This window comes from Aquamicrobium sp. YD-1-mutant5 (genome assembly GCF_059509755.1).
The window spans coordinates 286,543-313,281 of record NZ_JCAKKP010000001.1 but is presented as its reverse complement, the minus strand read 5'-3'; the positions used below and the strand labels follow the sequence as shown (position 1 = coordinate 313,281).

The following is a 26,739-nucleotide window of genomic DNA, read 5'->3' as shown; positions in this document are numbered from 1 at the left end:
TTGTTCTGGTATAGAGGCTGCGCTGGCGGGGTCGTTACTCGACCACTTTGGGCACGAGGAAGAAATTCTCTTCCGTAGCCGGCGCATTGGCGACCACATCGTCAGCCTTGTTGCCGTCGCTCACCTCATCCGCGCGCTTGCGCATCTCCATCGGAAGCACCGACGTCATCGGCTCGACGCCGGTTACATCCACTTCGTTCAGTTGCTCGACGAAACCAAGGATGGAATTGATCTTGTCCGCCATGACGGCCGCCTCCTGCTCGCTGACCGCGATGCGTGAAAGACGTGCGACGCGTTTGACCGTATCCAGATCGACCGACATGTAGAAAGTCCGCTTCAAAACTGTTTTGGAACCAGCCTGCGCTATAGCGGTGCAGGCTGGCGGGTGCAACATCCAGAGCCGGTCAGATCGTGATCTGCTTGCCGATCCCGGGCAGCGCAACCTTCACGCCGGACCCTTCCAGCCCCTCGACGAATTTGTCGGCGGTCTGGTCGAGCAGCGGGAAAGTGCCGAAATGGCAGGGCACGACCGTGTCGAAACGGAAGAAGCGCCGGCAGGCCAATGCGGCCACAGCTCCACCCATGGTAAAGCGATCCCCGACCGGCACGATGCCGATCTTCGGTTCATGCAACTCGTTGATCAGCGCCATGTCTGAGAAGATGTCGGTATCGCCCATGTGGTAAAGGGTCGGCGCGTCGGGGAAATGCAGTACCAGACCGCCCGGATTGCCGAGATAGACATTGCCGTTTTCCGCCGAAGCCGAAGACGAATGCAGCGCCTGCACGAAAGTCGTGGTGAAACCGCCGCAATCGACCGTTCCGCCGATATTGCCGGGATTGATTTTCTGATCGCTGACGCCCTTGCCGACCAGATGCATGCAGATCTCGAAATTCGCGACCAGCATGGCGCCGGACTGCTTGAGGATTTCCGCCGCCCCACTGATGTGATCGTCATGGCCGTGGGTCAGAAGCACATGGGTGACACCCTGCGCGGGCTCTTCCCAGCCATCCTGCCAGACGGGATTGCCAACCAGATAGGGGTCGATCAGGATCGTGGCATCGCCGGTTTCGATACGGAAAGCGGAATGGCCATACCAGGTCAGTTTCATGGTGAGCGTCCTCGATTATATTTATTTCGGGATTTTAATTCGGTGCGAGGATAGAAGCCTGACCAGCCATGTCAAAGGAAAGCCGGGGCCACCTTGAATATCATTGAAGCGGAACAACTGATCCAGCGTCTTCAACCGGGCCAGACCGTGGCCGGCCTCGATCTCGGCGACAAGACGATCGGCGTTGCCGTCTCGGATGCCGGCCTTTCCTTCGCGCATCCACGCCCCGTGATCATGCGAAAGAAGTTCACGCAGGATGCGACAGCTCTTCTCGATCTTCTGAAAAAGGACAATGTGGGGGCCATCGCCATCGGCCTGCCGGTCAACATGGACGGCAGCCATGGACCGCGCGCGCAGAAATCCCGCGCCTTCGTGCGCAATATGGCGCAGCTGACAGACCTGCCCTTCCTGTTCTGGGACGAGCGCCTGTCAACCGTGGCTGCCGAGCGCACCCTGATCGAAATGGACTTTTCGCGGGCCAAGCGCAGCGGGAAGATCGATTCGGCCGCCGCGTCCTTCATCCTGCAGGGTGTTCTCGACAGGTTGCACCGGCTGCGCAGCGACGGCTGATTCCGTTTCCAGCCCCCGCTTCCTCCTGATCCACGCAGCGATCTGGCGGCGACGGCGAAAAGCCCAGAACGCCAGAATGAGGCCGGTGTCCATGATGCAGGCCCGCGCCACGACGCTCGGAATGATCTCAGGGTCGATGCCCAGAATGTCGCCGTAAAGCTGGAACACGAAGTCATGCAGGGGGCGGCTTAACATCACATAGCCGAAATTCATGTCATTCAAGGACAGAAAATACCAGCCCCAGAACAGAAGCAGCGGTGCGGCCCACAGTGCGAAAACGTAGCGCATCAGCAAACGCCCGCGAATTTGCGGGCAGTGCCGTCTTGTTCCGGATGTCCTGTCGACACGACTGCTCAACCCCGCTCGTTAACGCTTTGCTAACCATAAGAGTGACGGCCGCAGCGGCGCACCGCAACGGATTTCGTTAACTATGGTTAACGTCCGCAGAACTGCGCGGTTTTGCTTTCGGAGGGTTCTGACTCAGCTGGCCGGAGGATAGAGCGTATCGATGATGAGCCGCGCGTCGTGCCGTGAGTCGAGCAGGCCATAGGTAGTACGCCACTGCCCGGCCAGCCGGGTCTCGACGAAGGCGTCGGCGATGCGCCCTGCCCCAAGCCGCCGCAATTCGGCAGCGGCTGCGGCCAGCGCAAGCTGCTCGGTCAGGATGCGCGCCGAACCCTCGTCGCTGGACGCGACCTGCATGGCCGCTTTGAGCACACCGACCGTGCCGTGGCCGCTGGCGCCCAGATCCCGGTCTATACCGGCCATGACATCGTCGAACAGGCCCGGCGCACGGCCAAGCACGCGCAGCACATCCAGCGCCATGACATTGCCGGAGCCTTCCCAGATCGCATTGACGGGAGCCTCGCGATAGTAGCGGGCAAGCGGCGCTTCCTCGACATAGCCATTGCCACCGAGGCATTCCATCGCTTCATAAAGAAGTGCCGGCGCGATCTTGCAGACCCAGTATTTCACCACCGGCGTCATGGCGCGGGCGAAAGCCGCCTCACCCCGGTCGCCGGCGGCCTCATCGAAGGAACGCGCCAGACGGAACGACAGTGCAGTGGCGGCGGCAACGTCGAGCGCCATGTCGGCCAGCACGCGCTGCATCAGCGGCTGGTCGATCAGCCGCTTGCCGAATGTCTGGCGATGGCGGCAGTGATGGACCGCCTCGGCAAGACCGGCCCGCATCAGCGCAGAGGAAGCGACGGCGCAGTCGAGCCGCGTCAGCGTGACCATGTCCATGATAGTGCGTACGCCCGCGCCCGGCTCGCCCACCATCTCGCCGATGGCATTCTCGAATTCCACCTCGGCGGAGGCGTTGGAGCGGTTGCCGAGCTTGTCCTTCAGGCGCTGGAAGCGGAAGCCATTGCCGGTGCCATCCCCCAGAATGCGCGGCACGAGGAAGCACGACAGGCCTTCGGTCGCCTGCGCCAGCACCAGAAACGCGTCCGACATCGGGGCCGACATGAACCATTTATGGCCGGTGAGTCGAAAAAACCCGGTCGAGCCCGCGCGTTCGGCGCGGGTGACATTGGCTCGCACATCGGTGCCGCCCTGCTTCTCGGTCATGCCCATGCCGAGCGTGAGACCGGTTTTCTCCACAGGCGGCTTCTGCGCCTGATCATATTTGCGTGTCGTGACGCGGGGCGCCCATTCGCGGAATGTTTTCGGGCTGCCCATCAGCGCCGCAAGCGAAGCGCTGGTCATGGTGATCGGGCACAGATGACCGACTTCAAGCTGGGCGGTCAGATAGAATCGCGCGGCACGCACCTGATGACGGCGGCCGATCTCCGTATCGCCGTTCTCCCATATCGAGGAATGCAGGCCGTTGGCCACGGAGCGGCGCATCAGCGCGTGATAGGCTGGGTGGAACTCGACCAGATCGATCCGCCGGCCCTGCCGGTCATGCGTACGCAGGCGCGGGGTTTCGGTGTTGGCCAGGCGCGCCAGATCCTGCGCCTCCTGCGTCAGCACGAAGCGGCCAAGGCCGTCGAGGTCCTTGCGCACAGGGTCGGAGAACTGCTCGGCGAGCTGGATCAGCAGCGGATCGCCTCTCCAGGCGTTCGTGCCTGTGAGGGGCGGCGGCTGGTTGGTCACGTCGTCTGTCACGCAATGTCCCTGTGTGTCGTGGCGGCCTCCGGTCCGGGGCCTGTGGCGGCTTGTCGAATCCGCTTATTGGCGGCTTTATATCTCATGGCTGCATGTGCGGGCCATGAAAATAGGGGAAGATGCCCATCCAATGCAAAGCGGGTCCTTGCAGGTCACTTCTGCTGGCCGTATAGCACGCCCCTGAGATGACCCAAACAGACGCGCCCCTGCCGCTCTTCCCCCACCGCCACCTGCTTGGCATAAGGGACCTTTCCCCACCCGATATAGAGATATTGCTGGACCGCGCCGATCGCGCCGTCTCGATTTCCCGGCAATCGGAGAAAAAGACGTCGACCCTGCGCGGGCGTACGCAGATCAACCTGTTCTTCGAATCCTCGACCCGCACCCAGTCTTCATTCGAGCTGGCCGGCAAGCGCCTCGGCGCCGATGTCATGAACATGTCCGTCGCCAGTTCTTCGGTGAAGAAGGGCGAAACGCTGATCGACACGGCGATGACGCTCAACGCCATGCGGCCGGATATCCTCATCATCCGCCACCAGTCGGCGGGTGCGGCCGCCCTGCTGGCACAGAAGGTGGGCTGCTCGGTGGTCAATGCCGGCGACGGCACGCATGAGCATCCGACGCAGGCGCTCCTCGACGCCCTCACCATCCGTCGCGCCAAGGGGCGCATCGGCGGGCTGACGGTCGCGATCTGCGGCGACATTCTTCATTCGCGCGTCGCCCGCTCCAACATCATCCTGCTCAACGCGCTGGGCGCGCAGGTGCGCGTGGTCGCGCCCTCGACGCTGATGCCATCCGGCATCGATCAGATGAGCGTCAACGTCTTCCGCAACATGGAAGAAGGCCTGAAAGGCGCGGACGTGGTGATGATGCTGCGCCTGCAACGCGAGCGCATGGCCGGCAGCTTCGTGCCCTCCGTACGCGAATATTTCCGCTATTTCGGCCTCGATGCCGAAAAGCTGAAAGCGGCCAAAGATGACGCGCTGGTCATGCATCCCGGCCCGATGAACCGCGGCGTCGAGATCGCGTCGGAAATCGCGGACGGACCGCAGAGCGTGATCCAGGAACAGGTGGAGATGGGCGTCGCCGTCCGCATGGCGGTGATGGAGGCGCTGCTCGACCCGCGCCGCAATCCGGCCCATAACACCGGGGGGCTGAGCGCATGAGCACCACCATCTTCAGCCACGCCCGCATCGTCGATCCCTCGCGCGGACTGGACGAGACCGGCAGCGTCGTCGTGCAGGACGGAAAGATCGCCGCCGCCGGCAAGGGCGCGCTCAATCAGGGTGCCCCGGAAGGCGCCACCGTCATCAACTGCACAGGCAAAACCATCATCCCCGGACTGATCGACAGCCGTGTCTTCATCGGCGAACCGGGTGGCGAGCATCGCGAAACCATCGCTTCCGCCAGTCAGGCCGCTGCCGCCGGCGGCGTCACCTCGGTGGTGATGATGCCGGACACCGATCCGGTGATCGACAATGTCGCGCTGGTTGAATTCGTGCTGCGCACCGCGCGCGACACCGCCTGTGTTAACATCTTCCCCGCCGCTGCCATCACCAAGGGCCTCGAAGGCCGCGAGATGACCGAGTTCGGCCTTCTGCGCGAGGCGGGTGCAGTCGCCTTTACCGACGGGCGCCACACCATCGCCAATTCGCTGGTGATGCGCCGCGCGCTCACCTATGCACGCGATTTCGGCGCGACCATCGTTCACGAGACGCTGGATGCGGACCTCGCCTCCTCCGGCGTCATGAATGAAGGGCTTTATGCGAGCTGGCTCGGCCTTTCCGGTATTCCGCGCGAAGCGGAAACCATCCCGCTGGAGCGCGATTTGGCGCTCGCCCGCCTCACGCGCGGCAACTACCACGCCGCCAAGATTTCGACGGGCATGGCAGCCGATGCCATCCGCCGCGCCAAGGGCGACGGCGCCAATGTCAGCGCCGGCGTGGCGATCTACAATCTGGCGCTGAACGAGCACGATGTCGGCGAATACCGCACCTTCTTCCGGCTGACGCCGCCGCTGCGCACCGAGGATGACCGCATCGCCATGATCGACGCGCTGAAGGACGGCACACTCGATCTCATCGTGTCCTCTCACGATCCGCAGGACGTCGACACCAAGCGCCTGCCGTTCTCGGATGCAGCGGCTGGCGCAATCGGGCTGGAAACGCTGCTGGCCGTTGCCCTGCGCCTTCATCACAATGGCGAGGTGCCGCTCCTCAGGATCATCGAGGCGCTTTCGACGGCGCCTGCCCGCCTCTTCGGCCTGCCCGGCGGCAGCCTGAAGCCCGGCGCGCCGGCTGATCTGGCGGTCGTAGACCTGAACGAGCCATGGGTGGTCAGCGAAACCGGCATTCGCTCCCGCTCCAAGAACACCTGCTTCGAGGGCGCGCGTTTGCAAGGCAGGGTCTTGCAAACACTGGTTGCGGGCCGCACAGTGTTCAGCATCTAGAGCGTTTTGGTGAAAAACGGATCACCTTCAATGCTCTGTTTCTTTGTTTCCAGACAGTTCCGGACGCAAAACCGCGTCGCACTTTTGCTGGAACTGCGCTAGGACGGAACCAATCGGTCAGCCAGGGGGAAGCATGACCTTCATCACCATCGCGGCGCTGATCTTCGGCTATCTGCTGGGATCGATTCCGTTCGGCCTGCTGCTGACGCGCGCGGCCGGGCTCGGTGACGTGCGCTCCATCGGCTCGGGCAATATAGGCGCGACCAATGTTCTGCGCACCGGCAACAAGAAGCTTGCCGCGGCCACGTTGCTTCTGGATGCGCTGAAAGGCACTGCAGCCGTTCTTCTGGCAAACTGGTATGCTCCCGATCTGGGTTTATGGGCCGGCTTTGGCGCGTTTCTGGGACATCTCTTTCCTGTCTGGCTGGGCTTCAGGGGCGGCAAGGGCGTTGCGACCTATCTCGGCGTGCTGATCGCTCTCGCATGGCAGGTAGCGCTGATCTTCGCCGCTGTCTGGCTGCTGGTCGCCATAGCGTTCCGATATTCTTCGCTGGCCGCGCTTTGCGCAGCCGTCGCCGTGCCGGTCGCCCTGTGGTTCCTCGCCACGCCGCAGCTCGCCGGTCTGTTTGCCGTGATGAGCGTGATCCTTTTCATCAAGCACCGCGCCAACATCCAGCGCCTTGCTTCCGGCACGGAAGGCCGGATCGGGGCCAAGGGGTGAGAGGGGAAGTGAGCCAGGCGCGGCCCGGCCTGAGCGACAGACAAAGGCTCGCATGGCTGCGCCTGATACGGACTCCCAATGTGGGGCCCGCATCATTTCGCGATCTCATCAATCGATTCGGTTCGGCACAGACCGCGCTCGACATGCTGCCAGAGCTCATGCAGTCCGCCGGCGCGCGCCGGGTCGTGCGCATACCCGATGAAGCGCAAATCCTTCGGGAGATGGATCATGCCGCCGGTTTCGGCGCGCGTTTCGTCTGCATCGGCGATCCCGACTATCCGCTGCTGCTGAAGCAGGTGGATCATCCGCCGCCCGTTCTGGCCGTGATCGGCGAAGGAGCGGTGCTGAGCCGCCCTGCGATCTCCGTTGTTGGCGCACGCAATGCCTCTGTCGCAGGAACGAGGCTGGCTGCTGCATTGTCCGCGAAAATCGGTCAGGCAGGCTATGCCATCGTGTCCGGCCTCGCACGCGGCATCGACACGGCGGCACATCGCGGCAGCATCGATACAGGCACGATCGGCGTTCTGGCCGGCGGGCTCGACATGCCCTATCCGCCGGAAAATGTCGGGCTTTGCCGTGAAATCGTAGAACGCGGCGGCGCCATCGTCTCCGAGATGCCGTTCGGCTGGCAGCCTCGCGCGCAGGATTTCCCCCGCCGCAACAGGATCGTGGCCGGCATGGGCATAGGGCTGCTGGTGGTGGAGGCGGCGAAACGTTCCGGCTCCCTCATCACAGCGCGGCTTGCCGGAGAAATGGGCAGGCTGGTCTTCGCGGTTCCGGGCTCCCCGCTCGACCCTCGCGCCGGCGGCACCAATGGCCTGCTCAAGGATGGCGCGATCCTTACGACGGAACCCAATGACGTTCTGGAGGCAGTCAAACCGCTCTACGGCACGGCGCAGCCAGCGGAGTTCCCGCTTGAGGAATCGACCGACCTGTCGGATGTACCTCCACCGCAGGAAGACGAACGACGTCTCGTCATCGATGCTCTGGGGCCAACCCCGGTCGGGATTGATGAAATCATCCGCCACACCGGTCTGGAACCCGCACAGGTGCAGATGGTTCTGCTCGAACTGGACCTTGTGGGAAGACTTGAACGCCATTCAGGCGGGCATGTCTCGCTGCTGGCTTCTCAATAGAAGAAAAAGCATCTGACGGGTGAACCACAGAGGCGACGGACCCGCTTCCGGTCCGCCACCATCAGTGAAGCCGATCATGGAGATCGCAAACGTTGCCCGCATAAGACATGGGGGCACGAAATCACCGGCATATCGCTTCAATATGACCGAAACCTCAAAACTCCCGGATCACACGCTGCCCGGATAGTTCGGGCTTTCGCGGGTGATGGTCACGTTGTGGGCATGGCTTTCACGCAGGCCGGCGTTCGAGATGCGCACGAACGTAGCGCGATTGCGGAACTCGGCCAGATCGGCGCCGCCGACATAGCCCATCGAGGCCTTCAGTCCACCGGCAAGCTGATGCAGGACGCCTGCGACCGGCCCCTTGTACGGCACCTGCCCCTCGATGCCTTCCGGCACCAGCTTCAGCGTGTCGCGCACTTCCGCCTGAAAATAGCGGTCAGCCGATCCACGCGCCATGGCACCGACCGATCCCATGCCGCGATAGGCCTTGAACGAGCGCCCCTGATGCAGGTAGACCTCGCCGGGGCTTTCCTCGGTGCCGGCCAGAAGCGAGCCGACCATGACGGCCGAGGCGCCTGCCGCCAGCGCCTTGGCAAGATCGCCGGAGAACTTGATGCCGCCATCGGCGATGATCGAAATCCCGGCCTTCTGGCCGACCTCGACCGCCGACAGAATAGCCGACAGCTGCGGCACGCCGACGCCCGCAACGATGCGGGTGGTGCAGATCGAGCCCGGACCGATGCCGACCTTGACGGCATCGGCACCCGCGTCGATCAGCGCCTGCGTGCCCTCCGCTGTGGCCACATTGCCAGCCATGATGCGCACTTCATTCGACAGCTTCTTGGCGCGGGTGACGGCATCCAGAACGCGCTGCGAATGGCCGTGCGCCGTGTCGATCACCAAAAGATCAACGCCGGCGTCGATCAGGCGCTCGGCGCGCTCGAAACCATCCGCACCGACGCTGGTCGCGGCAGCCACGCGCAGGCGTCCCTGCGCATCCTTGGAGGCGTTGGGGTTGAGCTGCGACTTCTCGATGTCCTTGACCGTGATCAGACCGACGCACACGCCCTTGCCGTCGGTGACGACCAACTTTTCGATGCGATGCTGGTGCAGCAGGCGCTTGGCTTCGTCGTGGTCGACGTTTTCCTTGACGGTGATGAGGTTCTCGCGGGTCATCAGCTCGTAGACGCGCTGAGCCGGGTCGGAGGCGAAGCGCACGTCGCGGTTCGTCAGAATGCCGACGAGGCGGCCCGCTTTATGGCCGCCAGTGCCGCCATTTTCCACCACCGGAATGCCGGAAATGCCGTGCGCGCTCATCAGCGCCAGCGCATCGGCCAGCGTGGCATCCGGGCCGATGGTGACAGGGTTGATCACCATGCCGGATTCGAACTTCTTTACCTGGCGGACCTGCTCGGCCTGCTCGACAGGGGTAAGATTGCGATGGATGACGCCGATGCCGCCAGCCTGCGCCATGGCGATGGCCAGACGAGCCTCCGTCACCGTGTCCATGGCTGCCGAAATAATCGGCAAATTCAAATCGATATCGCCGGCAATTCGCGTTGAGATGTCAACTTCACCCGGCATGACTTCCGAATGACCCGGCTGCAGCAGCACGTCGTCAAAGGTAAGCGCCAGCGCGCCGGTGGACGTTTCGATGATTTTTGCCATGGCCAACTTCCCGGAATGCGTGAAGGGCACGGAACCCGGATGGCCCGCGCCGACTCGTCTGTCCCTTTCAGGATTGGCGGTGGCTCGTAACACGGTTCCCGGCCGCTGAAAAGCGGCGGCCGGAAAAGTTCAGCCTTTATTCGTCATTTTCCTGCTGACCCGCCCTGCCCCTGAAATCACGCGCCAGCAGATAAAGCTCGACGGATTCGGCGCGCGAAGCCTGCGGCTTGACGTGATGGACGGTGCGGAAACTTTTCTTCAGGTCGTCCAGCAATCCGGTCTCGGTGCCGCCCTGAAAGGTCTTGGCGAGGAAATGCCCGCCCGGCCGCAGCACGGTCATGGCAAAGTCGGCCGCAACCTCGCAAAGATGCATGGTCCGCAGGTGATCCGTGCGGCGATGCCCGGTGGTGGGTGCGGCCATATCCGACAGCACCACGTCCGGTTCGCCACCCAGCGCCTCGATCAGCTTTTCAGGCGCATCGTCGTCGAGAAAATCCATCTGCAGGATGGCTGCACCCGGAACCGGATCCATTTCCAGATAGTCGATGCCGACGACGGTCGGCGCTTCCGCGCTCGATTTCACGCGTGCTGCCGCCACCTGGCACCAGCCTCCGGGCGCTGCACCAAGATCGATGATGCGCATGCCGGGCTTGAGGAGCTTATATTTGTCGTCGATCTCGATCAGCTTGTAGGCGGCCCGCGAGCGATAGCCATCTGCCTTCGAGCGCTGCACATACGGGTCGTTCATGTGGCGCTCCAGCCACCGGCGCGACGATTCCTTGAGCCCGCTCTTCTTCTTGATCTTGGTGCGCAGCACGCGGGAGGCGCCCGCGCCCGGCTTTTCCGGTTTCTTCGTCATCGCCTTACCCCGCCTCTGCGAGCGTCGCGCCACACGCCCTCATCCGCCATCAGTTCGCTCAATATGCCTTCGCGCAGGCCCCTGTCCGCCACCCGCAGGCGCTGGGAGGGCCACACGGCGCGGATCGCTTCCAGAATGGCGCATCCCGCCAGAACCAGATCGGCCCGGTCCGGCCCGATGCAGGGATTTGCAACGCGGCTCTGGAAATCCCAGCCGAGCAGCTTTTCCACCATGCGGTCGACATTGGTGCGGTCCATCCACAAGCCGTCGACGCGGCGGCGGTCATAGCGCGGCAGATCAAGATGCACGCCCGCAAGCGTGGTCACCGTACCGGATGTGCCAAGCAGGTGAAACCGAGGGCTTTGCAACACGTGATTGAGCCGGTTGCGTCCCTCAAAGGCGGAAAGCCGCGTGGCTACGTCATCCACCATGGCAGCGAACGAATCGCGCGTGACCGTGCGTCCCCCAAATCGCTCCGCCAGCGAAACAACACCCACAGGCAGCGATGTCCATGACACGATGTGATTGGCGAGGTGCTGGGAGCGCCGCCCCTTGCTCAGATCTATCAGCGCGATTTCGGAGGAACCTCCCCCAATGTCGAACAACACCACGCCTTGCGTGTCGCGCTCGACGAGCGAACCACAGCCGGAAACAGCCAGCCGGGCCTCTGTCTGGCGATCTATGATCTCGAGCTTGAGTCCGGCCTCTTTCTCAACCCTGTCGATGAATTCCGAACCGTTTTCAGCCGAGCGACAGGCCTCCGTGGCGATGAGGCGCGCACGGCGCACATTTCTGCTGCGCAGCTTGTCGCCGCAAATCTTCAAGGCCTCGACGGCCCTGTCCATCGCGGCGTCCGACAAGCGTCCGCTCGCCGAAAGCCCTTCGCCCAGCCTCACAATGCGCGAAAATGCATCGATGACACGAAACTGGCCGTAACGTGTCGGAATGGCGACGAGCAACCGGCAATTATTGGTTCCGAGGTCCAGCGCGGCGAATACGGGAAGATCTTCAAAGGGCTTGCGGGCGGGCGCACCGTTGAAGGCCTGCCCATTTGTGGCTTCGCTTCTGCGCTCTTTCACGCCTGCCGAAGATCGGCCGGACAAGGTGGAGGCGGTTTTGGCGGCCTGACCCGAACCCGCTTTTTCCGTTGGCTGGCCCTGGGGCGCGCCCTGCCCGTCGCGGGCGTAAACCTTGCGGCCACGTCGACGCTTGCGTCGCTTTCTGGGCTTTCCGTTCTGGGCGGTGGGGCCATCCTGCCCGGCAGCGGACAGATTTGCCGGGACACCCTCAAGGCGGCCACCAGCAACGGGAGCGGACACGCCCGAAGGCTCCGCCGATTCCCCGGACCCGCCACTCTCCGGCGTCCTGGCGCCGGCGTCGCGGTATCTCACAGTCGTTCCTTCCGACGCCGCGCGAACCGATAGAGCCGGACGCTGCAGGCGCTCATATTTTCAAGTTGAGGAAAGATTAGCAGCGGTGTCGGGTTTCACCAAGAGCAAAGCGCAGAAAGAATCATCAGAGTGAACTTTATGGCCCGTCAAAGGTTGAAGCGGCCACATTCATCATGCATTCCTGAAATTCGGATTCGCCGGGGGGCCGGCAGCCATGCATGTCCCTTGAACCTTTCTCATGGAGGCACCCGCCGCGCATGACAGGCCGTGCATGAACTGGAAACGCTATTTCTGGCCGGCCGTTGGGCTGGCAGCCGTCGCATTCTCCATCTGGATTCTGCTTCATGAATTGCGCGGCATCTCGCTTGATGATGTCTGGGACAGCCTGATGGCCATCTCGTCCACCCGCTGGGCGCTGTCTGCGCTCAGTGCGGTGGTCGCCTATGCGGCCCTTGCCGGATACGATCACATCGCCCTCCTGCATATCGGCAAGCGTGTATCCTGGCTGTTCGTCACCTTGTGCTCCTTCACCACCTATGCGCTGTCCCACAATATCGGCGGATCAGTGTTTTCGGGTGCCGTGATTCGCTATCGCGCCTATGTCACCAAAGGGCTGAGCGGTCAGGAAGTCGGCGTTCTGGTGGCGGTCTGCTGGTTCACCTTCGTGCTTTCCACCATCACGGTCGGCGCAATCGTGCTGATTCTGGTTCCCGGCCTGCTCGATCGCTTTTCCGACCTCGGCTTGCGGGAATTTTCCGGCCTGACAGGCATGCTCCTGCTTGTGCCGGTAATCGCTTATGTCTTCTGTTCGTGGCTGAATCTACGCCCATTACGAATCGGCTCTCTGCAAATCCACTATCCGCGTCTGCCGATCGTCGCGCGCCAGCTCATCATCGGTCCTCTGGAGCTTTTTGCCGCCGGCGCGATCATCTATTTCGCGCTGCCGGAAGCAGGCAATCCCGGCTACCTCGTGGTTCTCGGCGTGTTTCTGGTGTCGTTCTCGGTGGCGCAGATTTCCCATGCTCCGGGCGGCCTCGGCGTGCTGGAGGTCATATTTCTTATGGGATTGCCGGATATGGAGGCGGTGGACGTTCTGGCCGCGCTGCTGGTGTTCCGGCTGTTCTATCTGATCGTGCCGCTGATCATCAGCCTCGGCGTCGTCCTGCTGTTCGAACGCGCTCAACTGCGTCGAAACGACAATTGAATGCACAATCCCACAATTGAAATCACAGGCGGGGTTGACTAATTCAAAGCGACGATTAAAACGCAGCCACTTGCCGGGCGCACTTTACCGAAGCGCTCCGGACCGGATCACAAGAGACCGGTTGGAAAAGGCAGGTAAGCATCGCAGGCGATGCCCTGTTGGGGAATAGGTTAACGGTAGACCCACGGACTCTGACTCCGTTAGTCCTGGTTCGAATCCAGGTTCCCCAGCCAAACGTTTTCAAGCACTTAGCTCCCAAATCACCCAATTTCATGTCGCATTGTGTTGCAAACTGATTCCCTTGATTTCCAAGGGTTTCCGGGCAGACTCGGCTAGTCCACGCAACATGACATGCAACATGGGAGGGCCGTATGAGCGGGGTTGTTGAGGAAGCGGAACGCAAGCGAGAATGGGAGGATTACCGCGGCTATCTTGTTCGACTCGTTGAGTGCGACGACATCGAGGACAAGGCAGTTGAGGGAATTACCAAGCTCGCCATTGATAGGGGCCTCGATGCGCTAAGTGAGAAGCAACGCTATGTGTTCAAGAAGGGCATCGAGGACACATTCCCACAGCCGCGCTGTGAAGAATGCGAAGATTTAATTCCATGGTCCGAAGCTTATGAACATATCCATTCGCCCGGTCGGTGTGGAAGCTGTCAGCACCGATACGAGAAATTCATGGATGAACGCTGAGGCGCAGTAACTGCGCCCGTTCCTTATTCCGTCTTCTCTGTTCGTCGCGATTACAGACGAGGCATCGTTTAGTGTCGCGACGCACCAAGCCGGGTATGGGACCGCCGCAGTCAATGCACCGAATCTCATCAAGCGGACCCTTTTCGCGGACAGTGCGCGCGGCGGTTCGGCACGGAACACAGCAGTATCTCTGACTGCGGTATTTGGCGTTCTGCACCGCGCCGCCGCAATGCTGGCATTTCAGGTTTTCCCTCATTGTTTTCCGCCACTGCCTATCGAAAGCCTGTGCCGACGCATATCGGCAGGCTTCGCAGCAATACTTCTGGATCGGGTGTTTGCGGGTGAAGCTCTTGCTGCACCACGCGCAAATATCATCCGGCAGATCGTCTAGAGATAGCGGTGCATTCATATCGGCAGAACCTTTGTCCCTTGCGTCTGGGCTTGAACATGCCGCCGCAGCCTTCGCATCGCTGGTCGGGCTGGCGATCCGTCCATGCCGCCTTCAATGCCTTCCACTGCGCATAGGATTCTTCGTCCCAACGCTGGCGCTGGCGGTCCATCTTCGCCGCATGGGCGCATACGTCGCTGCACCACAGGCGATTTCCTTCCGGGAGAGGCTTTGAGCACCGGGCGCAACGTTCCCGCAGGATCGGCAGCGCGCCGGGCTGGGTATATTCCGGTTGCCCCTGATACCAAGTCGGGCGCTTGGCCCCGACGATGTTCAATGCCGCAGCGACGATCTCGGCAGCGACAGCATCCGCGTTCGCCCAGCCCCAGCCTTGAAGACACAGACTGGAGCGGATGCCGGCCCGGCATGGTCCCTCGGCTGCGAACGGGGTCGGCTCGACCGTGCGCATAATGGCGACGATCTTGTCGCGGATGTCTTTCTGGCGATCACGGTTAAGCCGTTTCGCTGGCTCCTGCACGATGCGGAGCGACTTCGTGGGAACGCGCGCAAGCATTATGCCGCTCCATCGTTCGGCCCCCAGTTCACAGTCGTCAGCGCAGCGTTGAGCGCGGCCGGCTCCAGCCCTGCTTCCTTCGCCTTCGCCAGCGCCTCGATGATGGTGGACAGCGCGCGGGCGCGGCCTCCCACGTCGAAAGCCTGCACCGGGCGCATGAGGTCGATCATGATCTCGCCGCCGAGCTTGCGGCCGGCTTCCTCGCCGATCAGCATGGCGAGCGGCTGTAGCGTCCATTGCGCCAGATGCCGTTGTGCCTCCCTCACAAGCGGCCCCTGCGCCGTGTCGGACAGGAGCGCCGGGAGAACGCCGAAGGCCGACAGGATCGAGCCACGCCCCGCCTGCCACGCCTCCAGCGGCATCGCCGGCTGAATGTTCGGGGTCACGTCCGAAGGCCGCCAGTCCTGCGCAGGAGCCGGGCCACCGGCAGCGGTGACGGAAACACTCTCCCGCAGGAGCACACGGCCACGCCGACGCCGGAAGCCGCGCCCCAGCGTCTCCAGATCGGTTTCCGAGCTTTCGGGGAACGGCACGATCAGGGAGCCGAGAGGCGCGTTGTCGTAGACTTCGGCGAGCGCGGTTTCGATAGCTTGAAGAAGTCCGGCAGTCAGCCGGGCGCGGCGCAAGGGAGCGATGCCGGTCCAAGGCTGGACAGGATCGGCCCCGACACGGAAATGCACCACCTCGGCCGCGAGCGCCGTCATGGTGCGACCGCCGCCGGCTTCGGAGACGGAAAGACGATACGCCTTCGGCTCGCCGTCGCGCGTGCTCAAATCCCAATCGGCAGCGGGGATCAGCCGGCGGTCGCCGATCAGGGCGACATACTCCCCGCGAAGCGCAAGGGAGCGGGCCACCATCGCCAGCGTGCGCCGGTCGAGCATGTCGGTGCCGGACACGTCGCCGAGCGCGAAAGCGCCCTCCCAGAGAGACACACAGCCCTGCACGGCGGCCGTCAGCTCGCCGACGCCGGACATGCCGGAGATATAGGCTTCGCGCGCCGCCATGATCTCGGCCGTGAAGCCGGACGCCGACGCGCGGGTTTCAATGGCAGGCTTGCGCCGGAAGAAATCGAGAATGCTCAATGGGGCTTCCTCCATTTGCGGAGCAAGTCGCCGGCCCCTGAATTTTCCATTGCCTGCGCCAGCCACGACGCCGAGCGGGTATGCGACAGGGAGATTGAACCGGCCCCGATCCGTTCGGAGCGCGCCCCGGCCTTGCCCTTGGACTGCGCCGAATATTCAGCCAGGCGGCGGAATGCCTCTTTGACCGACACAGGCACGTCCGCGTCTTCCTCGCCGACAGTGCCGGTGAAACGGTAAGGGCCATCGCCGGACAGCATGAAACCGCCGAGCGGTGCGGCCGGGAGCGTCAATTCCTCCCATGCCCCGCCACGCCAGATTTCAGCCTTGGTGATCGTCGTCGGTGACAGCGGCGGTTCCCACTGCCCCGAGCCCTCGACAATCCATTCCACGGCCCGTTCCGACCAGCGCCACGCGGTATAGGCTTCGATGCGCTGCCAGATCATCGCAGCGTCGAGCGCCGTTGCCGCCGCGTTCATCGTCGGTGCGTCGGGATATTCTTCCGGGATCTGTTCGGTCTGTTTGATCGTCGTCGCCATGTCAGACCCTCCAGCGCCGAAGCGCCTGCTGATTTTTCAGCAAGCCCCTGTCCGCCGTCTTTTCCCATGACCGCAGATCGACTTGCGTGTCGTGGTAGGCAGGCCGGGTCACAAGGGAGAGTTCAAAGAGGATGGCGGCGAAGATGGTGCGGATCAGCGCCTCGCCGAGCGAACTATCCTCGTCGGTGACTTCCTCCGGGAGTGGCACAACCTCTTTCGGTGCGACACGGAAGCCGGGAGAGATGCCACCGACCAAGCCGGCAGAGAACGCGGCGAGGAAGTCCGCGCCCCATGTCGTGCGCTGAATTTCCGGGGTCAGGATCGCCTCGAATTTCAAGGCCGACTTCGTGTCGCTGAAATTGAGCGTGCCGGCCTTGCGGCTGGCGAGCGGCTTGTCGAAGCTATGCCCGATCAGCAGATGCACGTCGCGTTCCGACGCCGGCTGCTCCAGCCCCCACGAAAATGCACCTTCGGCAAACTGCTCTTTCTTCGGCCGACGCCCATTGCCGCCGCTGTCTATGACCGCCAGCGAGAGATAGGGAAACGAGCCGGACAGGCGGCGGGAGCCATCCCCCGCCGCCCGCAATTCCAGCCCGGCGCTGTAAACCGGGCCGTCCATCAGCCTTCATCCGCCTCGAGCTGGATGCCGGTCAGGATTTCGAGCTGGGTGCCGCGCGCCACGGTCACGTCAACCGTCGCAAGGCCGGTGATCCGAAGCCCGCCGGAAGCCGCATCCGAGTAAGGATCGCGGATCACGTCCACCGCGCCCCACAGGCCGACGAAGATCGGCGAGACACCGCCGGCATTCGTGGTCAGCAGCGCCGAAGTCGCCAGCGGATCGCCGGCCGGAGCCGCAAGGGCGTTGCTCGACATGGCGATGTTGCCGGCCGGGATATGGCGCACAAGGCGATCCCACTCCGAAACCGCCGTGCCGGTAATCAGCGTGTCATCGAGCACCGACCACGTTTCCGGGCGGATCAGCAACCGGACGGAACCGGGCGAGCCGGCCGCATTCGCCGTCATAAACCGCACTACCGCGGCGCGGAAGGCCGCCCACGATGCAAGAGCGCCGACAGGCGTTACCGTGATGCCGTAGGTTGCCGGCGTCGTCATCACGCCGAGCGGCTGTCCCGTTGCGCCAGTGCCGAGAAACACCGCCTTGTCGAGTTCGGCGGCAATCGTGCCGGCCATGTCGCGGCGCACCGCCTGTTCCAGAGCCGCCCCGGACTGTTTCAGGGCCTTGCGGCTGATCTTCATGGTGATGCCGAGATTATGATCCGGCTCCAGCGCCTTGTCGGTCGTGGCGTAGGTCGTCGGCCCCGGCACGTTGGCAAGCTCGCCATTGGCCCAGCCTGCCGTCACGCTCGACGTGGTGACGGGCCACTCGACTGCGCCGTGGTCGATGGTGATCGACTGCGCGCCCATGCGGCCCGCAACGCTGTCAGGAAAAAGGCGGTCGATGATCGGCCGCGTCTGGATCGGGTTCGGCGTGCCGGCCGCGACGGTTTCGCCTGCGCGCTGCTCCAGCGCCAGCCACGGAACCGGGATGCCCCGGAAACCACCCTGCGCACGAAGCTCTTGGACGACTTCTGCCGTCGCGCCGTCGAGCGTGCGGCCTTCATCGAGCGCAAGGGCAACCTGCCGAAGCTCGAAATTGTCGATCAGTTCGTTGAATTCGCGATCCGAGCGGGTTTCGAGGTCTGCACCGGCTTCCCGGCGCTCGGTATCTTCGGCGATCAGGGCGGCACGATACCGGGTTTCGTTGTTGCGGTATTCCGCATCGAGGGTCGCCATCTGGCGGGTTTCGTCTTCCGAAGGCGTGTCCTTGCCGACCAGCCCGGCGAGGGCTTCGCGGATTTCGGACTGACGCCGGGCGATAGTCACGCTGGTCAGCATTGGGAGTTCTCCTGTTAACAGAGGTAATATAATACCGCATCAGGAGGTAGGAATAAAGTCCTTCAAAAGAGCCTTCCAACGATCCCGCTCGGGGTCTTCCCGGCCCAGTCCGATTTCCATCCGGGTCTTACGGGCATGGCAGGTCGGGCAGAGGGATTGCAGGTTATCGAGGTCATAGGGCGCGCCGCCGTCGCGGATCGGTTTGACGTGATCCACCTCCAGCCGGCCGCGCTCACCGCACTGGACGCATTTGAAGCCGTCCCGGCGCTTCGCCAGCAGCCGAACGGCCTTCCACTGGTTTGTCCGGTAGATCGCCGAGCCGTGGCGAGGAAAGCGCCCTACGCCCATGCCACCCGCGACGGACGCGCTGCCGGCCGGGCAACACGACGCGCGCCCTCGGCCACCGCCAGCACCGCAGCCGCAGCAGCGTCGATCCGCCCGAGCGAGCGGGCCTTGGCGAGCTTGTGATTGCCGGCCGGGTCAACCAGCGTGATCGCGTCCGCAAAGGCCGAGCGCAGCAAGAGGCTGGGGAGCGTCTTCACCTGCCCGTCGAACAGAGCGCGCCGAAACCGCTCTATATCCTCGGAGCCGTCTTTCCAGCCGAAGCCGCGCCAGATGAATGGCACGCGCTGGAGATTGGCCTTCTGCATGGCTTCCGTGAATTCAGCGTGGCGGAAGCGGTCGCCGACAATGCAGGTGATCGTCGCGCCCTCGGCGAGTTTCGCCACCTCGACCAGCCACGGCCCCGGCGGCACGGTGTTCTCGCCAAGCACGGTCAACTCGCCGCGCTCCTGCATCTCGACATAGCGACCGGACACACCATCGGCCGCGCCACGATCCGCAAGGGAAGGCGTTGCCGGGAACGTGCCTACCGCCTCCAGCCGCCCCGTCTCCGGCCAGTAGAAGGCGGCGGCTGACATGGAACGGGAGCCGCCCAGGTCGACGCCGAGAATGCACGGTCCTTCCCGCGCCGGCAGATCGTCGGGCTTCACCTCGGCCGACAGCCATTCGTCCACCGTCACCAGCACCGACCGATCTTCGGTCGAGACACGTTCATTGCGGTTGAGGTTGCGGAACGACGACAGCGCCGAGCCTCCGCGAGCGATCGCTCGCCGAGCCTGCGCCATCAACCAGTCGGCCGATGCACCGATGCCCTCGGCCGCGCCGGGATTGGCGATCAGCAGCGAATCCAGATCGTCGGCAGGAAGACCGAAGGGCGGGCGATGTTCCTGCACGAAGGTTCCGGGCGGCGGTTCATCGAGCCATTTCGAGAAGGTGTTGGCGTCGTCGGGCGCACTGGTCGAGATAATCAGCGCCTTGCCGTTCCGCTTGCCCAAGCCGCTTAAGATCGCGTTTTCCAGCAGATCGCCCTTTTCCCGCTCCCATGCCGCGCGTTCATCGAGAATGGCGAGCGTCGGCGCACCGCCAAGGATCGACCGGCCATCGGCGGCGATGCACCGCGCCAATCCGCCGCCGTTGCCCTCGTATTCCACCTCCAGCCGCGAGCCGCGCCGGATCGTGAAAAGCTCCTGCTCGCCTTCGGGAAGCCCCTCTATGAAGCCGACAAGAAAGTTGAACGCCGTTTTCGCCTGATCGCGATTGCGGGCGGCCATGAGGATTTCGCGTTTCGGCTGCTCATCCCACACACCGATCAGCGCACCGAGCGCCAGCCCGGCCGACAGGGCCGTCTTGGCGTTACCGCGACCGATGGACAGACACGCGACCATGTTCACCGGGTCGAGCGCGCCCCGCACGAAGGACCGCTGGAATTCAGCTAGGCGCAGCGGTTCGCCGGCCTTCGGCCCCTCCGGAATTTTCAGGGTTTCGAGGAACCGGATCGCCGTTTCTGCCGCCTCATTTCCCGGAATTTTATCGGGAGAGAGAAAGGAAGAGCCCGCTCCGCGCACGCGCCCCTCTCCCAACTTCGAGGCATTGGGACCATTCTTGCGCCGCCTCGGCTCGCCCTTTGTCATGCGCGCGCTCGCAGCTCGACGGTCGCGCCCGCTGGGTCTTCCGAGATGTTGAGGATGATGAACGTCCGCCCGCGTGCGACCACATAATCCGTGAGTTCGATGGTGATCCCGGCCGGGATCGTCGGCTTTAAGATCACGATCTTCACATCACCCATCTGCACCACGCCAGCCGCGATCAGCGCCTCGTCATAGTCCACGACAAAGCCCTGCATCTTGTGCTCGACGGTGACTTCCTCGCCCGGCCACGGTTGCCATGTCGGCCAGTCTTCCGGTGGCTCGGACTGTGTGACGCGCGGCACGATGATCTCATATGGCACATTGGCGTCGATCAGGGCCTCGCTGATCGTCTGTGCCAGTTCACCAAGCAGAATAGACATGCCGCACCTCGTTGCTGTTGAGGTGCATGATATAGGAATATGCTCCTACGCTCAAACCATGCTGTGGTGAAGGATGCTGCGCTGCTTAATGGCCCTATGGGTATGGTATATAAGGATGTCATCCATCTGAAACGGACCAAGCAGCGAAACGGTCGAATCCGTCATCGACCTGAAACAGCGTGTCATCCATTTGAAACAGGCACAGGTAGTTCCGTCATCGGATTGAAACGCCCTGTCATCCATCTGAAACAGGGTTCTATTTCTTCGGCCGCAGGCGGACCACCTTACCGCTGACCTGTTTGTGAGCATTGCGGCCATGCGGATTGTTGGCGTTGGCGCGGTGGACGGGGAAGTCCTTACCGGGTCGCCAGTCGCGATAGAGCTTGCGGCCATCGGGCCGGTCGCTGGCAGGCATCTTCAATTCGGTGAGTTCAAAGGCAGGGGAACACGCAGCACCCTCGACGCCGAGCCGGGCGTGTTCCGTCATGACGATGAAGCCCTTCGCCTGCAATTCCTGAAATGCTCGTGAGACAGTTGAAGGCGAGGTATTCCCAAGCCGTTCGGCAGCCTGCCGGGTGCTGAGCCTGATCTTGCCGTTGTTGTTGGCGCGGGGACCACGCCATTCGAGTTTCAGCCACGGATAGAGCGCCTGTGCGGTCGTGGAAAGAGCCCGCCAAGCGGGCTCCTCCATCGTGGGACGAATCATCGTGGTGAAGTGTTCGCCGCCGTCGCGCTTGTCTCTTGCCATCAAGCACCTACTGCAAAAAGGTCGCCGGGCTGCTTGTCGTGATGACGGCGGTGATGAAACCGACATAGCCATTCGACATTCAAGGGATCCGAATAATCCTCGTGGTGCGCCTCCGCAGCAGCACCGCAGATGACGCAAGGTTCCCGTTGAAGCTCACCACGTCGCACAGCGCGGGCAACGATCCCGTGCGCCCGGATCGCTTGCCGGTTCGCGCGGTTCCATTTCAGTTGAGGGGAGATGCGATCCATTAGGCACCTTTCCCGACATAGCCGCACAAGCCCTCATCGGTGAGCTTCTGGCGCAAGCGGTTCACTTCGCCGGGTGTCTTGGCAAGGATCGTCTCGACAGGGCTGCCGACGCGATGGACATTGAGCGCCCATCCGTTGCCCCACTTCTCGACCGTGAAGTGACCGGCCGGCTTCGCGGCCAGCCAGTCGGTGATGTTGTCGAAGGAAGGTTTGACGCTCATGCTGCAACCCCAGCATCGTGCGCAGCATAGAACTTGTTCTTGAGCCGGAATGCCCGGTTAATCACGTCATTCCACGCGAAGGACAGGCACTCCATCTGATCGTAGCTGAGGTAAACCTTCATGGGCTTGCCCCGCTCCGGCATCTGGATTTTCTTGCCGTTTTCATATCCCACCAGATCATTGTCGAGCAGGTCGGCAAGGATACGAGCCATGCTCAGGACCGAGCATATGTCATCTTCGAGGTCGCGCATTGCGGCCGCGACCGCAGCCTCTCTTGCCGTTCCGGCCGTTGCCGTGGTATCCATCTGCAAGTTCATAGGCTTTCCTTTCGCGAGGTTTGCTGCGGACATGGGCTCGGCAGGTGTTCCAGCACCGCCGGGCCTTTTCGTTTTCTGGGACATGACGATCACGCGGCCGTCTCAAGAAAGAACCGCAGAAGCTGACCGCGTTCAGCGACCCAGCGACCACCGACCTTTTTCGCCGGCAGTTCCCCCTTATCGAGCATATGGAAGGTCGCGCGAGCCGAGCGACCGATGACCTTGGCGATCTCGGTACAGCCCCACACCAACTCCATGTTCTCAATTCGTTCGGCATTCACTGTCATTGCGTGGCATCCTTTCGCACTGCATTTGCAATACGTTCGGATTGCCCATTAACTATGCGTCGTCAAGCAATATTTGCACTCTTGATGCAGTGCGCGTAATTACGTGGGGAAAACAGGGAATCGCACGAATGGCACGTGAGCCAAAGGCTTCGAAAAGCGAAACGTTAACAATCAGGCTCGATCCGAAGACCCGATTTGTGCTTGAATATCTGTCCCGCCTGAAAGGACAGACGATAACGACTGTTGTAGAGCGCGCAATTGTGAACGCAGCCTCCAATGAATCTGTTTCCACCGGAGATGGCTACGTCAGCTGGCAGTACTTCTGGGACGTCAGCGATGGCGTGCGAGCATTAAAGATCGCTTCCAACTCTGACTTTTTCCCTACGTACGAGGAAGAGAAGCGCCTCGCATTCACGCGCCTTCACTGGCCCTTCTTTTACCAGACGCCGACCTATGATCGCTTCGTGAACCACTATATCGATGTGCTTTGGCCGCGTATCGATGAATTCATTCAACTGCATGACGACATGAAGGCGAAAAATTTCTTCCAAGCAGGTGAGGCGATGGCCCAAGCTTTGAAGGATGCCAACCTTGAAGCCCCAAAGTGGATTGACGCGATAGGAGCCTCCGACGTTCCACAAGCGGAAATACCGTTCTAATGTCGATCCGCAAACGCACATGGACCACCGGCAAGGGCGTCGAGAAGACAGCCTGGGTCGTTGACTATGTGGACACCAAGGGCAAGCGCCGGCTGAAAACCTTCGCGAAGAAGAAGGATGCCGATCAGTTCGCAGCAACCGCCAGCGTTGAGGTCCGCGAGGGCGTTCACGTCGCCGACCGGGAAACCGTCACGGTCAAGGAAGCTGGCGACCTGTGGCTCAAGAGCTGTGACGCGGCCGGACTGGAGCGGTCAACGCTCGATCAGTATGAACAGCACCTTCGCCTTCATATCGAGCCGACAATCGGTCCGGTGAAGTTGAGCAAGATCACGGTGCCGGCCGTGCGGGCGTTTCAGGAGGAGTTGAGAGAGAACGGCCGATCCGCTGCGATGATAAAGCGCGTGACGGTCAGCCTCGGCAGCATCTTGTCGGATGCGCAGGAGCGCGGCCTCGTCGTGCGAAATGCGGTGCATGAGATGGCGAAGCGCGGCCGGGGCGGCAATACGGTCGAGAAGCGCCAGAAAGCCCGTCTGCGGTATGGCGTAGACATTCCCACCATGCAGGAGGTCCGCGCCGTTCTGGAGGCTGCGGAAGGCCGCTATCGCCCCTTTATCGTCACGGCCATTTTCACAGGCATGAGAGCGTCAGAGCTTCGCGGTCTGACATGGGCCGATGTCGATCTCGACAAAGCGCAAATCCACGTCCGGCAGCGCGCCGACAAATATCACGTCATAGGAATGCCGAAGTCAGACGCCGGGCAGCGGACAATCCCGCTCACGCCGATGGTGGTGAACACGCTCAAGGAATGGAAGCTGGCCTGCCCCAAGGGCGACTTGAACCTCGTCTTCCCGAATGGCGAGGGCAACGTTGAGTGGCACGCGAACATCATCAAGCGCGGCCTGCACCCTACCCTGATCGCGGCAGGCGTAACGACAGACACCGGGAAGCGAAACAAGGAAGGCCAGCCGATCCTTGCTGTGAAGTATACGGGCCTTCATGCCCTGCGGCACTGGTTCGCGTCGTGGTGCATCAATTCCAAGGCCGATGGCGGGTTGGAGTTATCCCCCAAGGCGGTGCAAGCCCGCATGGGCCACTCCAGCATTCAGGTAACTTTCGACACCTACGGACACCTGTTCCCGGCCGCCGATGAAGCGCAGGCTTTGGCCGATGCAGAAAGCCGTTTGCTGGCGGTCAACGCGACATAGGCGCGACATATAGACGAAAAGTGAAATGAAAACAGAGACAGTTAGAACACTCTGACTCCGTTAGTCCTGGTTCGAATCCAGGTTCCCCAGCCAAATTTCTTTCTTCACACAATCTCCCGTCTTAACCATCGCGATGATGCGCGTGGCTCGCCACGCACGGCAAGATCATATTTCCTGCGTCAGATAATCTTCATTTCTTAACCACCGCAAAATTCAGGACAATCTGGTTACCACGATTGCGGGGAAACATCCCTTCTGCCCGCGATCAGAGATCGAATTCGGCCTGCCCCTCGTCCATGGCATTGACGGCTTCGGCGGCAAGAGCGCGTGTTATGCGGCTGTGCTCTTCTAGAGCCATGCGATCCAGCCGCTCGACCACCCGTATCGCGGTTGCCAGCGAGCGCTCGATGCGGCGCACGAGATACTGGACCACCGGAAGATCAACCTCGATCTGCCGGTCTGCGAAGAGCTTGGTTATGACGCCGGCGAGCAGCAGGTCATCCGGCTCGCGTATTTCCACCACCGGCGCGGCTTTCAGGCGCGACACCAGATCCGCCAGCGTCACACCCCACGCAGCCGGAAAACGGCGCGCGGTGATCAGCAGATGGCTCTCATTGGCGCGTATATGATTGATCAGGTGGAACAACCCGGTTTCATCGATCGGTCCGCGGTCGACATCGTCGAGCAGCACCGGCCGGGTTTCGAGCATTTCCAGTGAAGACGAGATGTTGGCTGGCCTCAGCGTAACAGCATCTGCCTGAGCGCGCCAGATCTCCGCCAGATGGGTTTTTCCAGCACCTGTAGGGCCGGAAAGCACCATGACGGGCGCCGGCCATTCCGGCCAGCGGTCGATGAGCGCCACGGCCTCTTCATTGGCCGGCGAAACGACGAGATCATCGCGCGAATAACCCGGCGCATGGCCGAAATCGAGCGGCAACTGCCGTGGTTTTTCAGGCTGCTGTACCATGCCGGGATCAGTCTTTTCCGGGGCGCGCCACAGCCGGAGCGTCCTCGTTACTGGTTCCCTTGTAGAGGGGCGATTCCAGATAACGGGAGAGCGCGAAACGCACCAGAACGGCAATTGCGGCGGCTGCCGGCACGGCAATCAAAAGGCCCACGAAGCCGAACAGCGCGCCGAAGGCGAACAGCGCGAACATCAGCCAGACCGGATGCAGGCCTACGCTTTTTCCCACCAGCTTCGGCTGCAGAATGTTGCCTTCGATGAACTGCCCGACAAAAAACACACAGGCGACAGCCGCGACCATGATCCAGTCCGGCCAGAACTGCACAAAGGCAACGCCTACCGCCAGCACCAGCCCGGTCAGCGATCCGACATAGGGAATGAAGCTGATCAGCCCGGCAAACAGACCTATCAGGATGCTGAAGTTGAGCCCCGTCAGCGTCAGGCCGAACGCATACATGCCCCCCAGAACCAGGCACAAAGTGCCCTGCCCGCGCACGAATCCGGCCGTTGCCGTGTTGATGTCGGAAAAAATCGTCCGCACCGTCTGCACATGGTCGCGCGGCACCCAGCTGTCGACGACGGCGATCATGCGGTCCCAGTCGAGCAGCATGTAGAACGCAACCACCGGCGTCACCACCAGCAGGCTGACCACCGAGACCAGCGCCATTCCCGAGTTCCAGATCGACTGGAACAGAGACGTCAGCAGGCCGAATCCGGAGGTCAGCAAGGAGTTGAGCCCCTCCTTCAGTCCCGCTGCATCAACGCCGAAGCGGCGTTCCAGCCATGCAGGGTCGAAATTGGTGACCAGCGCCTGAAGCCGCGTCATGTAATCCGGCAGCCGTGCGGCAAAATCCGCCATCTGGGATGCGAGGATGGGCACCAGCACGACAAAGCCAAGCACCAGCACGATGACGAAGGCGAACAGAATGACGATCGTCGCCATCAGACGCGAGAGCCCCAGTCGCTGCAGGCGGTCAGCCACCGGATCGAGGAAATAGGCGAGCGCCATGCCGGCTACGAAGGGCAGCAGGATTCCCGAGAACACGTAGAGAAAGAGGATCAGCAGAACCATCGCCGTTCCCCAGAACAGCGCCTGCCGTCTCAGAGCGACAGACATGTCGGCTCTGGAGGCATCTTTATCGCTTGCCGGTCGTATTGCCTTTGCCATTGCCGCTCATGTGCTTCAGCCAATAATCGAGATAGGCCGCTGTCGAAGTGATGGTCAAGAGGCTGGCCCGACAATCCGGAGCACTGCCTGTGGAACGAGAGTTGCCGACTGTCCGGCAATATTGCCGCAAACCGACAAATTGCCGGCGCCATATGGTGCAAAATGTGGCTTTCCCCAGT

At 62.2% G+C, this 26,739-nt stretch carries 30 protein-coding genes, 1 tRNA gene and 1 pseudogene; 10 read left to right on the top strand and 22 right to left on the bottom strand.

Features of this window, described 5'->3' with window-relative positions:
* Positions 1–34: 34 nt before the first annotated feature.
* Both gatC and AC5XE7_RS01505 read right to left on the bottom strand, forming a co-directional pair.
* The gene (gene gatC, locus AC5XE7_RS01510; protein WP_239798843.1) at positions 35–322 is read right to left on the bottom strand and encodes an Asp-tRNA(Asn)/Glu-tRNA(Gln) amidotransferase subunit GatC; all 288 of its coding nucleotides are present in this window, start codon (positions 320–322) and stop codon (positions 35–37) included.
* An 82-nt stretch (positions 323–404) separates the two neighbouring features.
* Positions 405–1,109, bottom strand: a complete 705-nt coding sequence (locus tag AC5XE7_RS01505) for a metal-dependent hydrolase (RefSeq protein WP_495364431.1) — start codon at positions 1,107–1,109, stop codon at positions 405–407.
* 93 nt (positions 1,110–1,202) lie between these two features.
* Here AC5XE7_RS01505 and ruvX point away from each other — a divergent pair, with 93 nt between their 5' ends.
* Positions 1,203–1,679 carry a Holliday junction resolvase RuvX gene (gene ruvX, locus AC5XE7_RS01500; protein WP_495364432.1) on the top strand — a complete coding sequence of 159 codons (477 nt, stop codon included), beginning with the start codon at positions 1,203–1,205 and terminating at the stop codon, positions 1,677–1,679.
* 18 nt (positions 1,680–1,697) lie between these two features.
* On the opposite strand, the pseudogene AC5XE7_RS01495 reads toward ruvX, so the two are convergent.
* Positions 1,698–1,967: pseudogene (locus AC5XE7_RS01495) on the bottom strand (DUF6105 family protein); the annotation flags it as partial.
* Positions 1,968–2,159: 192 nt separating this feature from the next.
* On the bottom strand, positions 2,160–3,791 hold the full coding sequence (locus AC5XE7_RS01490; RefSeq protein WP_239798845.1) for a DNA alkylation response protein: 1,632 nt from the start codon (positions 3,789–3,791) through the stop codon (positions 2,160–2,162).
* A 185-nt stretch (positions 3,792–3,976) separates the two neighbouring features.
* On the opposite strand from AC5XE7_RS01490, the gene AC5XE7_RS01485 reads away from it, so the two are divergent.
* The 4 genes from AC5XE7_RS01485 (at position 3,977) to dprA (ending at position 8,097) form a co-directional block, all read left to right on the top strand.
* Positions 3,977–4,957 carry an aspartate carbamoyltransferase catalytic subunit gene (locus AC5XE7_RS01485; protein WP_495364433.1) on the top strand — a complete coding sequence of 327 codons (981 nt, stop codon included), beginning with the start codon at positions 3,977–3,979 and terminating at the stop codon, positions 4,955–4,957.
* Positions 4,954–6,240 (top strand): dihydroorotase, encoded by a 1,287-nt coding sequence (locus AC5XE7_RS01480; protein ID WP_495364434.1) that lies wholly within the window; start codon positions 4,954–4,956, stop codon positions 6,238–6,240. Before AC5XE7_RS01485 ends, AC5XE7_RS01480 begins: the two co-directional genes overlap by 4 nt.
* A 133-nt stretch (positions 6,241–6,373) precedes the next feature.
* A complete protein-coding gene (plsY, locus tag AC5XE7_RS01475) occupies positions 6,374–6,961 on the top strand; it encodes a glycerol-3-phosphate 1-O-acyltransferase PlsY (protein ID WP_495364435.1) in 588 nt (195 codons plus the stop codon).
* Positions 6,962–6,969: 8 nt separating this feature from the next.
* Positions 6,970–8,097, top strand: coding sequence for a DNA-processing protein DprA (gene dprA / locus AC5XE7_RS01470; protein WP_495364436.1), 1,128 nt, complete (start codon positions 6,970–6,972; stop codon positions 8,095–8,097).
* 168 nt (positions 8,098–8,265) lie between these two features.
* Here dprA and guaB read toward each other — a convergent pair whose 3' ends face one another.
* From guaB to AC5XE7_RS01455, 3 genes are all read right to left on the bottom strand, one after another.
* Positions 8,266–9,768 (bottom strand): IMP dehydrogenase, encoded by a 1,503-nt coding sequence (guaB, locus tag AC5XE7_RS01465; protein WP_495364437.1) that lies wholly within the window; start codon positions 9,766–9,768, stop codon positions 8,266–8,268.
* 136 nt (positions 9,769–9,904) lie between these two features.
* Positions 9,905–10,627 carry an RlmE family RNA methyltransferase gene (locus AC5XE7_RS01460; protein WP_495364438.1) on the bottom strand — a complete coding sequence of 241 codons (723 nt, stop codon included), beginning with the start codon at positions 10,625–10,627 and terminating at the stop codon, positions 9,905–9,907.
* Positions 10,624–11,898 (bottom strand): Ppx/GppA phosphatase family protein, encoded by a 1,275-nt coding sequence (locus tag AC5XE7_RS01455; RefSeq protein ID WP_495364656.1) that lies wholly within the window; start codon positions 11,896–11,898, stop codon positions 10,624–10,626. Before AC5XE7_RS01455 ends, AC5XE7_RS01460 begins: the two co-directional genes overlap by 4 nt.
* Positions 11,899–12,289: 391 nt before the next feature.
* Between AC5XE7_RS01455 and AC5XE7_RS01450 the strand changes: the two genes are divergently transcribed.
* The 3 genes from AC5XE7_RS01450 (at position 12,290) to AC5XE7_RS01440 (ending at position 13,917) form a co-directional block, all read left to right on the top strand.
* Positions 12,290–13,222 carry a putative bifunctional lysylphosphatidylglycerol flippase/synthetase gene (locus AC5XE7_RS01450; protein ID WP_495364439.1) on the top strand — a complete coding sequence of 311 codons (933 nt, stop codon included), beginning with the start codon at positions 12,290–12,292 and terminating at the stop codon, positions 13,220–13,222.
* A gap of 159 nt (positions 13,223–13,381) precedes the next feature.
* Positions 13,382–13,455: transfer RNA gene (locus tag AC5XE7_RS01445), tRNA-Gln, on the top strand.
* Between the two features lie 138 nt (positions 13,456–13,593).
* Entirely contained in the window at positions 13,594–13,917 is a 324-nt protein-coding gene (locus AC5XE7_RS01440) for a hypothetical protein (protein WP_495364440.1), read from the top strand.
* Between the two features lie 371 nt (positions 13,918–14,288).
* Here AC5XE7_RS01440 and AC5XE7_RS01435 read toward each other — a convergent pair whose 3' ends face one another.
* From AC5XE7_RS01435 to AC5XE7_RS01375, 13 genes are all read right to left on the bottom strand, one after another.
* Positions 14,289–14,879 (bottom strand): hypothetical protein, encoded by a 591-nt coding sequence (locus AC5XE7_RS01435; RefSeq protein WP_495364441.1) that lies wholly within the window; start codon positions 14,877–14,879, stop codon positions 14,289–14,291.
* The gene (locus AC5XE7_RS01430; RefSeq protein WP_495364442.1) at positions 14,879–15,961 is read right to left on the bottom strand and encodes a phage portal protein; all 1,083 of its coding nucleotides are present in this window, start codon (positions 15,959–15,961) and stop codon (positions 14,879–14,881) included. The genes AC5XE7_RS01435 and AC5XE7_RS01430 overlap by 1 nt, the downstream gene beginning before the upstream one ends.
* The gene (locus AC5XE7_RS01425; protein ID WP_495364443.1) at positions 15,958–16,497 is read right to left on the bottom strand and encodes a hypothetical protein; all 540 of its coding nucleotides are present in this window, start codon (positions 16,495–16,497) and stop codon (positions 15,958–15,960) included. Before AC5XE7_RS01425 ends, AC5XE7_RS01430 begins: the two co-directional genes overlap by 4 nt.
* Before the next feature lies 1 nt (position 16,498).
* The gene (locus AC5XE7_RS01420) at positions 16,499–17,116 is read right to left on the bottom strand and encodes an HK97 family phage prohead protease (protein ID WP_495364444.1); all 618 of its coding nucleotides are present in this window, start codon (positions 17,114–17,116) and stop codon (positions 16,499–16,501) included.
* Positions 17,116–18,393: a phage major capsid protein gene (locus tag AC5XE7_RS01415; protein WP_495364446.1), complete on the bottom strand. Its 1,278-nt coding sequence runs from the start codon at positions 18,391–18,393 to the stop codon at positions 17,116–17,118. The genes AC5XE7_RS01420 and AC5XE7_RS01415 overlap by 1 nt, the downstream gene beginning before the upstream one ends.
* Positions 18,394–18,432: 39 nt before the next feature.
* Entirely contained in the window at positions 18,433–18,741 is a 309-nt protein-coding gene (locus AC5XE7_RS01410) for an HNH endonuclease (RefSeq protein ID WP_495364447.1), read from the bottom strand.
* Entirely contained in the window at positions 18,732–20,366 is a 1,635-nt protein-coding gene (locus AC5XE7_RS01405) for a terminase large subunit domain-containing protein (protein WP_495364448.1), read from the bottom strand. The genes AC5XE7_RS01410 and AC5XE7_RS01405 overlap by 10 nt, the downstream gene beginning before the upstream one ends.
* Positions 20,363–20,743: a hypothetical protein gene (locus AC5XE7_RS01400; protein ID WP_495364449.1), complete on the bottom strand. Its 381-nt coding sequence runs from the start codon at positions 20,741–20,743 to the stop codon at positions 20,363–20,365. Before AC5XE7_RS01400 ends, AC5XE7_RS01405 begins: the two co-directional genes overlap by 4 nt.
* Positions 20,744–20,999: 256 nt before the next feature.
* Positions 21,000–21,491, bottom strand: a complete 492-nt coding sequence (locus AC5XE7_RS01395; protein ID WP_495364450.1) for a hypothetical protein — start codon at positions 21,489–21,491, stop codon at positions 21,000–21,002.
* A complete protein-coding gene (locus AC5XE7_RS01390; RefSeq protein ID WP_495364451.1) occupies positions 21,491–21,739 on the bottom strand; it encodes a hypothetical protein in 249 nt (82 codons plus the stop codon). The genes AC5XE7_RS01395 and AC5XE7_RS01390 overlap by 1 nt, the downstream gene beginning before the upstream one ends.
* A complete protein-coding gene (locus AC5XE7_RS01385) occupies positions 21,739–21,960 on the bottom strand; it encodes a hypothetical protein (RefSeq protein WP_495364452.1) in 222 nt (73 codons plus the stop codon). The genes AC5XE7_RS01390 and AC5XE7_RS01385 overlap by 1 nt, the downstream gene beginning before the upstream one ends.
* On the bottom strand, positions 21,957–22,370 hold the full coding sequence (locus AC5XE7_RS01380) for a hypothetical protein (protein WP_495364453.1): 414 nt from the start codon (positions 22,368–22,370) through the stop codon (positions 21,957–21,959). Before AC5XE7_RS01380 ends, AC5XE7_RS01385 begins: the two co-directional genes overlap by 4 nt.
* Positions 22,367–22,564: a DNA-binding protein gene (locus AC5XE7_RS01375; RefSeq protein WP_495364454.1), complete on the bottom strand. Its 198-nt coding sequence runs from the start codon at positions 22,562–22,564 to the stop codon at positions 22,367–22,369. The genes AC5XE7_RS01380 and AC5XE7_RS01375 overlap by 4 nt, the downstream gene beginning before the upstream one ends.
* 128 nt (positions 22,565–22,692) lie before the next feature.
* Here AC5XE7_RS01375 and AC5XE7_RS01370 point away from each other — a divergent pair, with 128 nt between their 5' ends.
* Together AC5XE7_RS01370 and AC5XE7_RS01365 are read left to right on the top strand one after the other, a co-directional pair.
* The gene (locus tag AC5XE7_RS01370; RefSeq protein ID WP_495364455.1) at positions 22,693–23,223 is read left to right on the top strand and encodes a hypothetical protein; all 531 of its coding nucleotides are present in this window, start codon (positions 22,693–22,695) and stop codon (positions 23,221–23,223) included.
* The gene (locus AC5XE7_RS01365) at positions 23,223–24,428 is read left to right on the top strand and encodes a tyrosine-type recombinase/integrase (protein WP_495364456.1); all 1,206 of its coding nucleotides are present in this window, start codon (positions 23,223–23,225) and stop codon (positions 24,426–24,428) included. The genes AC5XE7_RS01370 and AC5XE7_RS01365 overlap by 1 nt, the downstream gene beginning before the upstream one ends.
* A gap of 265 nt (positions 24,429–24,693) precedes the next feature.
* Here the strand turns inward: AC5XE7_RS01365 and hdaA are convergent, their stop codons facing one another.
* Both hdaA and AC5XE7_RS01355 read right to left on the bottom strand, forming a co-directional pair.
* Positions 24,694–25,395: a DnaA regulatory inactivator HdaA gene (gene hdaA / locus AC5XE7_RS01360; RefSeq protein WP_495364457.1), complete on the bottom strand. Its 702-nt coding sequence runs from the start codon at positions 25,393–25,395 to the stop codon at positions 24,694–24,696.
* Between the two features lie 7 nt (positions 25,396–25,402).
* On the bottom strand, positions 25,403–26,560 hold the full coding sequence (locus tag AC5XE7_RS01355; RefSeq protein WP_495364458.1) for an AI-2E family transporter: 1,158 nt from the start codon (positions 26,558–26,560) through the stop codon (positions 25,403–25,405).
* Between the last annotated feature and the right edge of the window lie 179 nt (positions 26,561–26,739).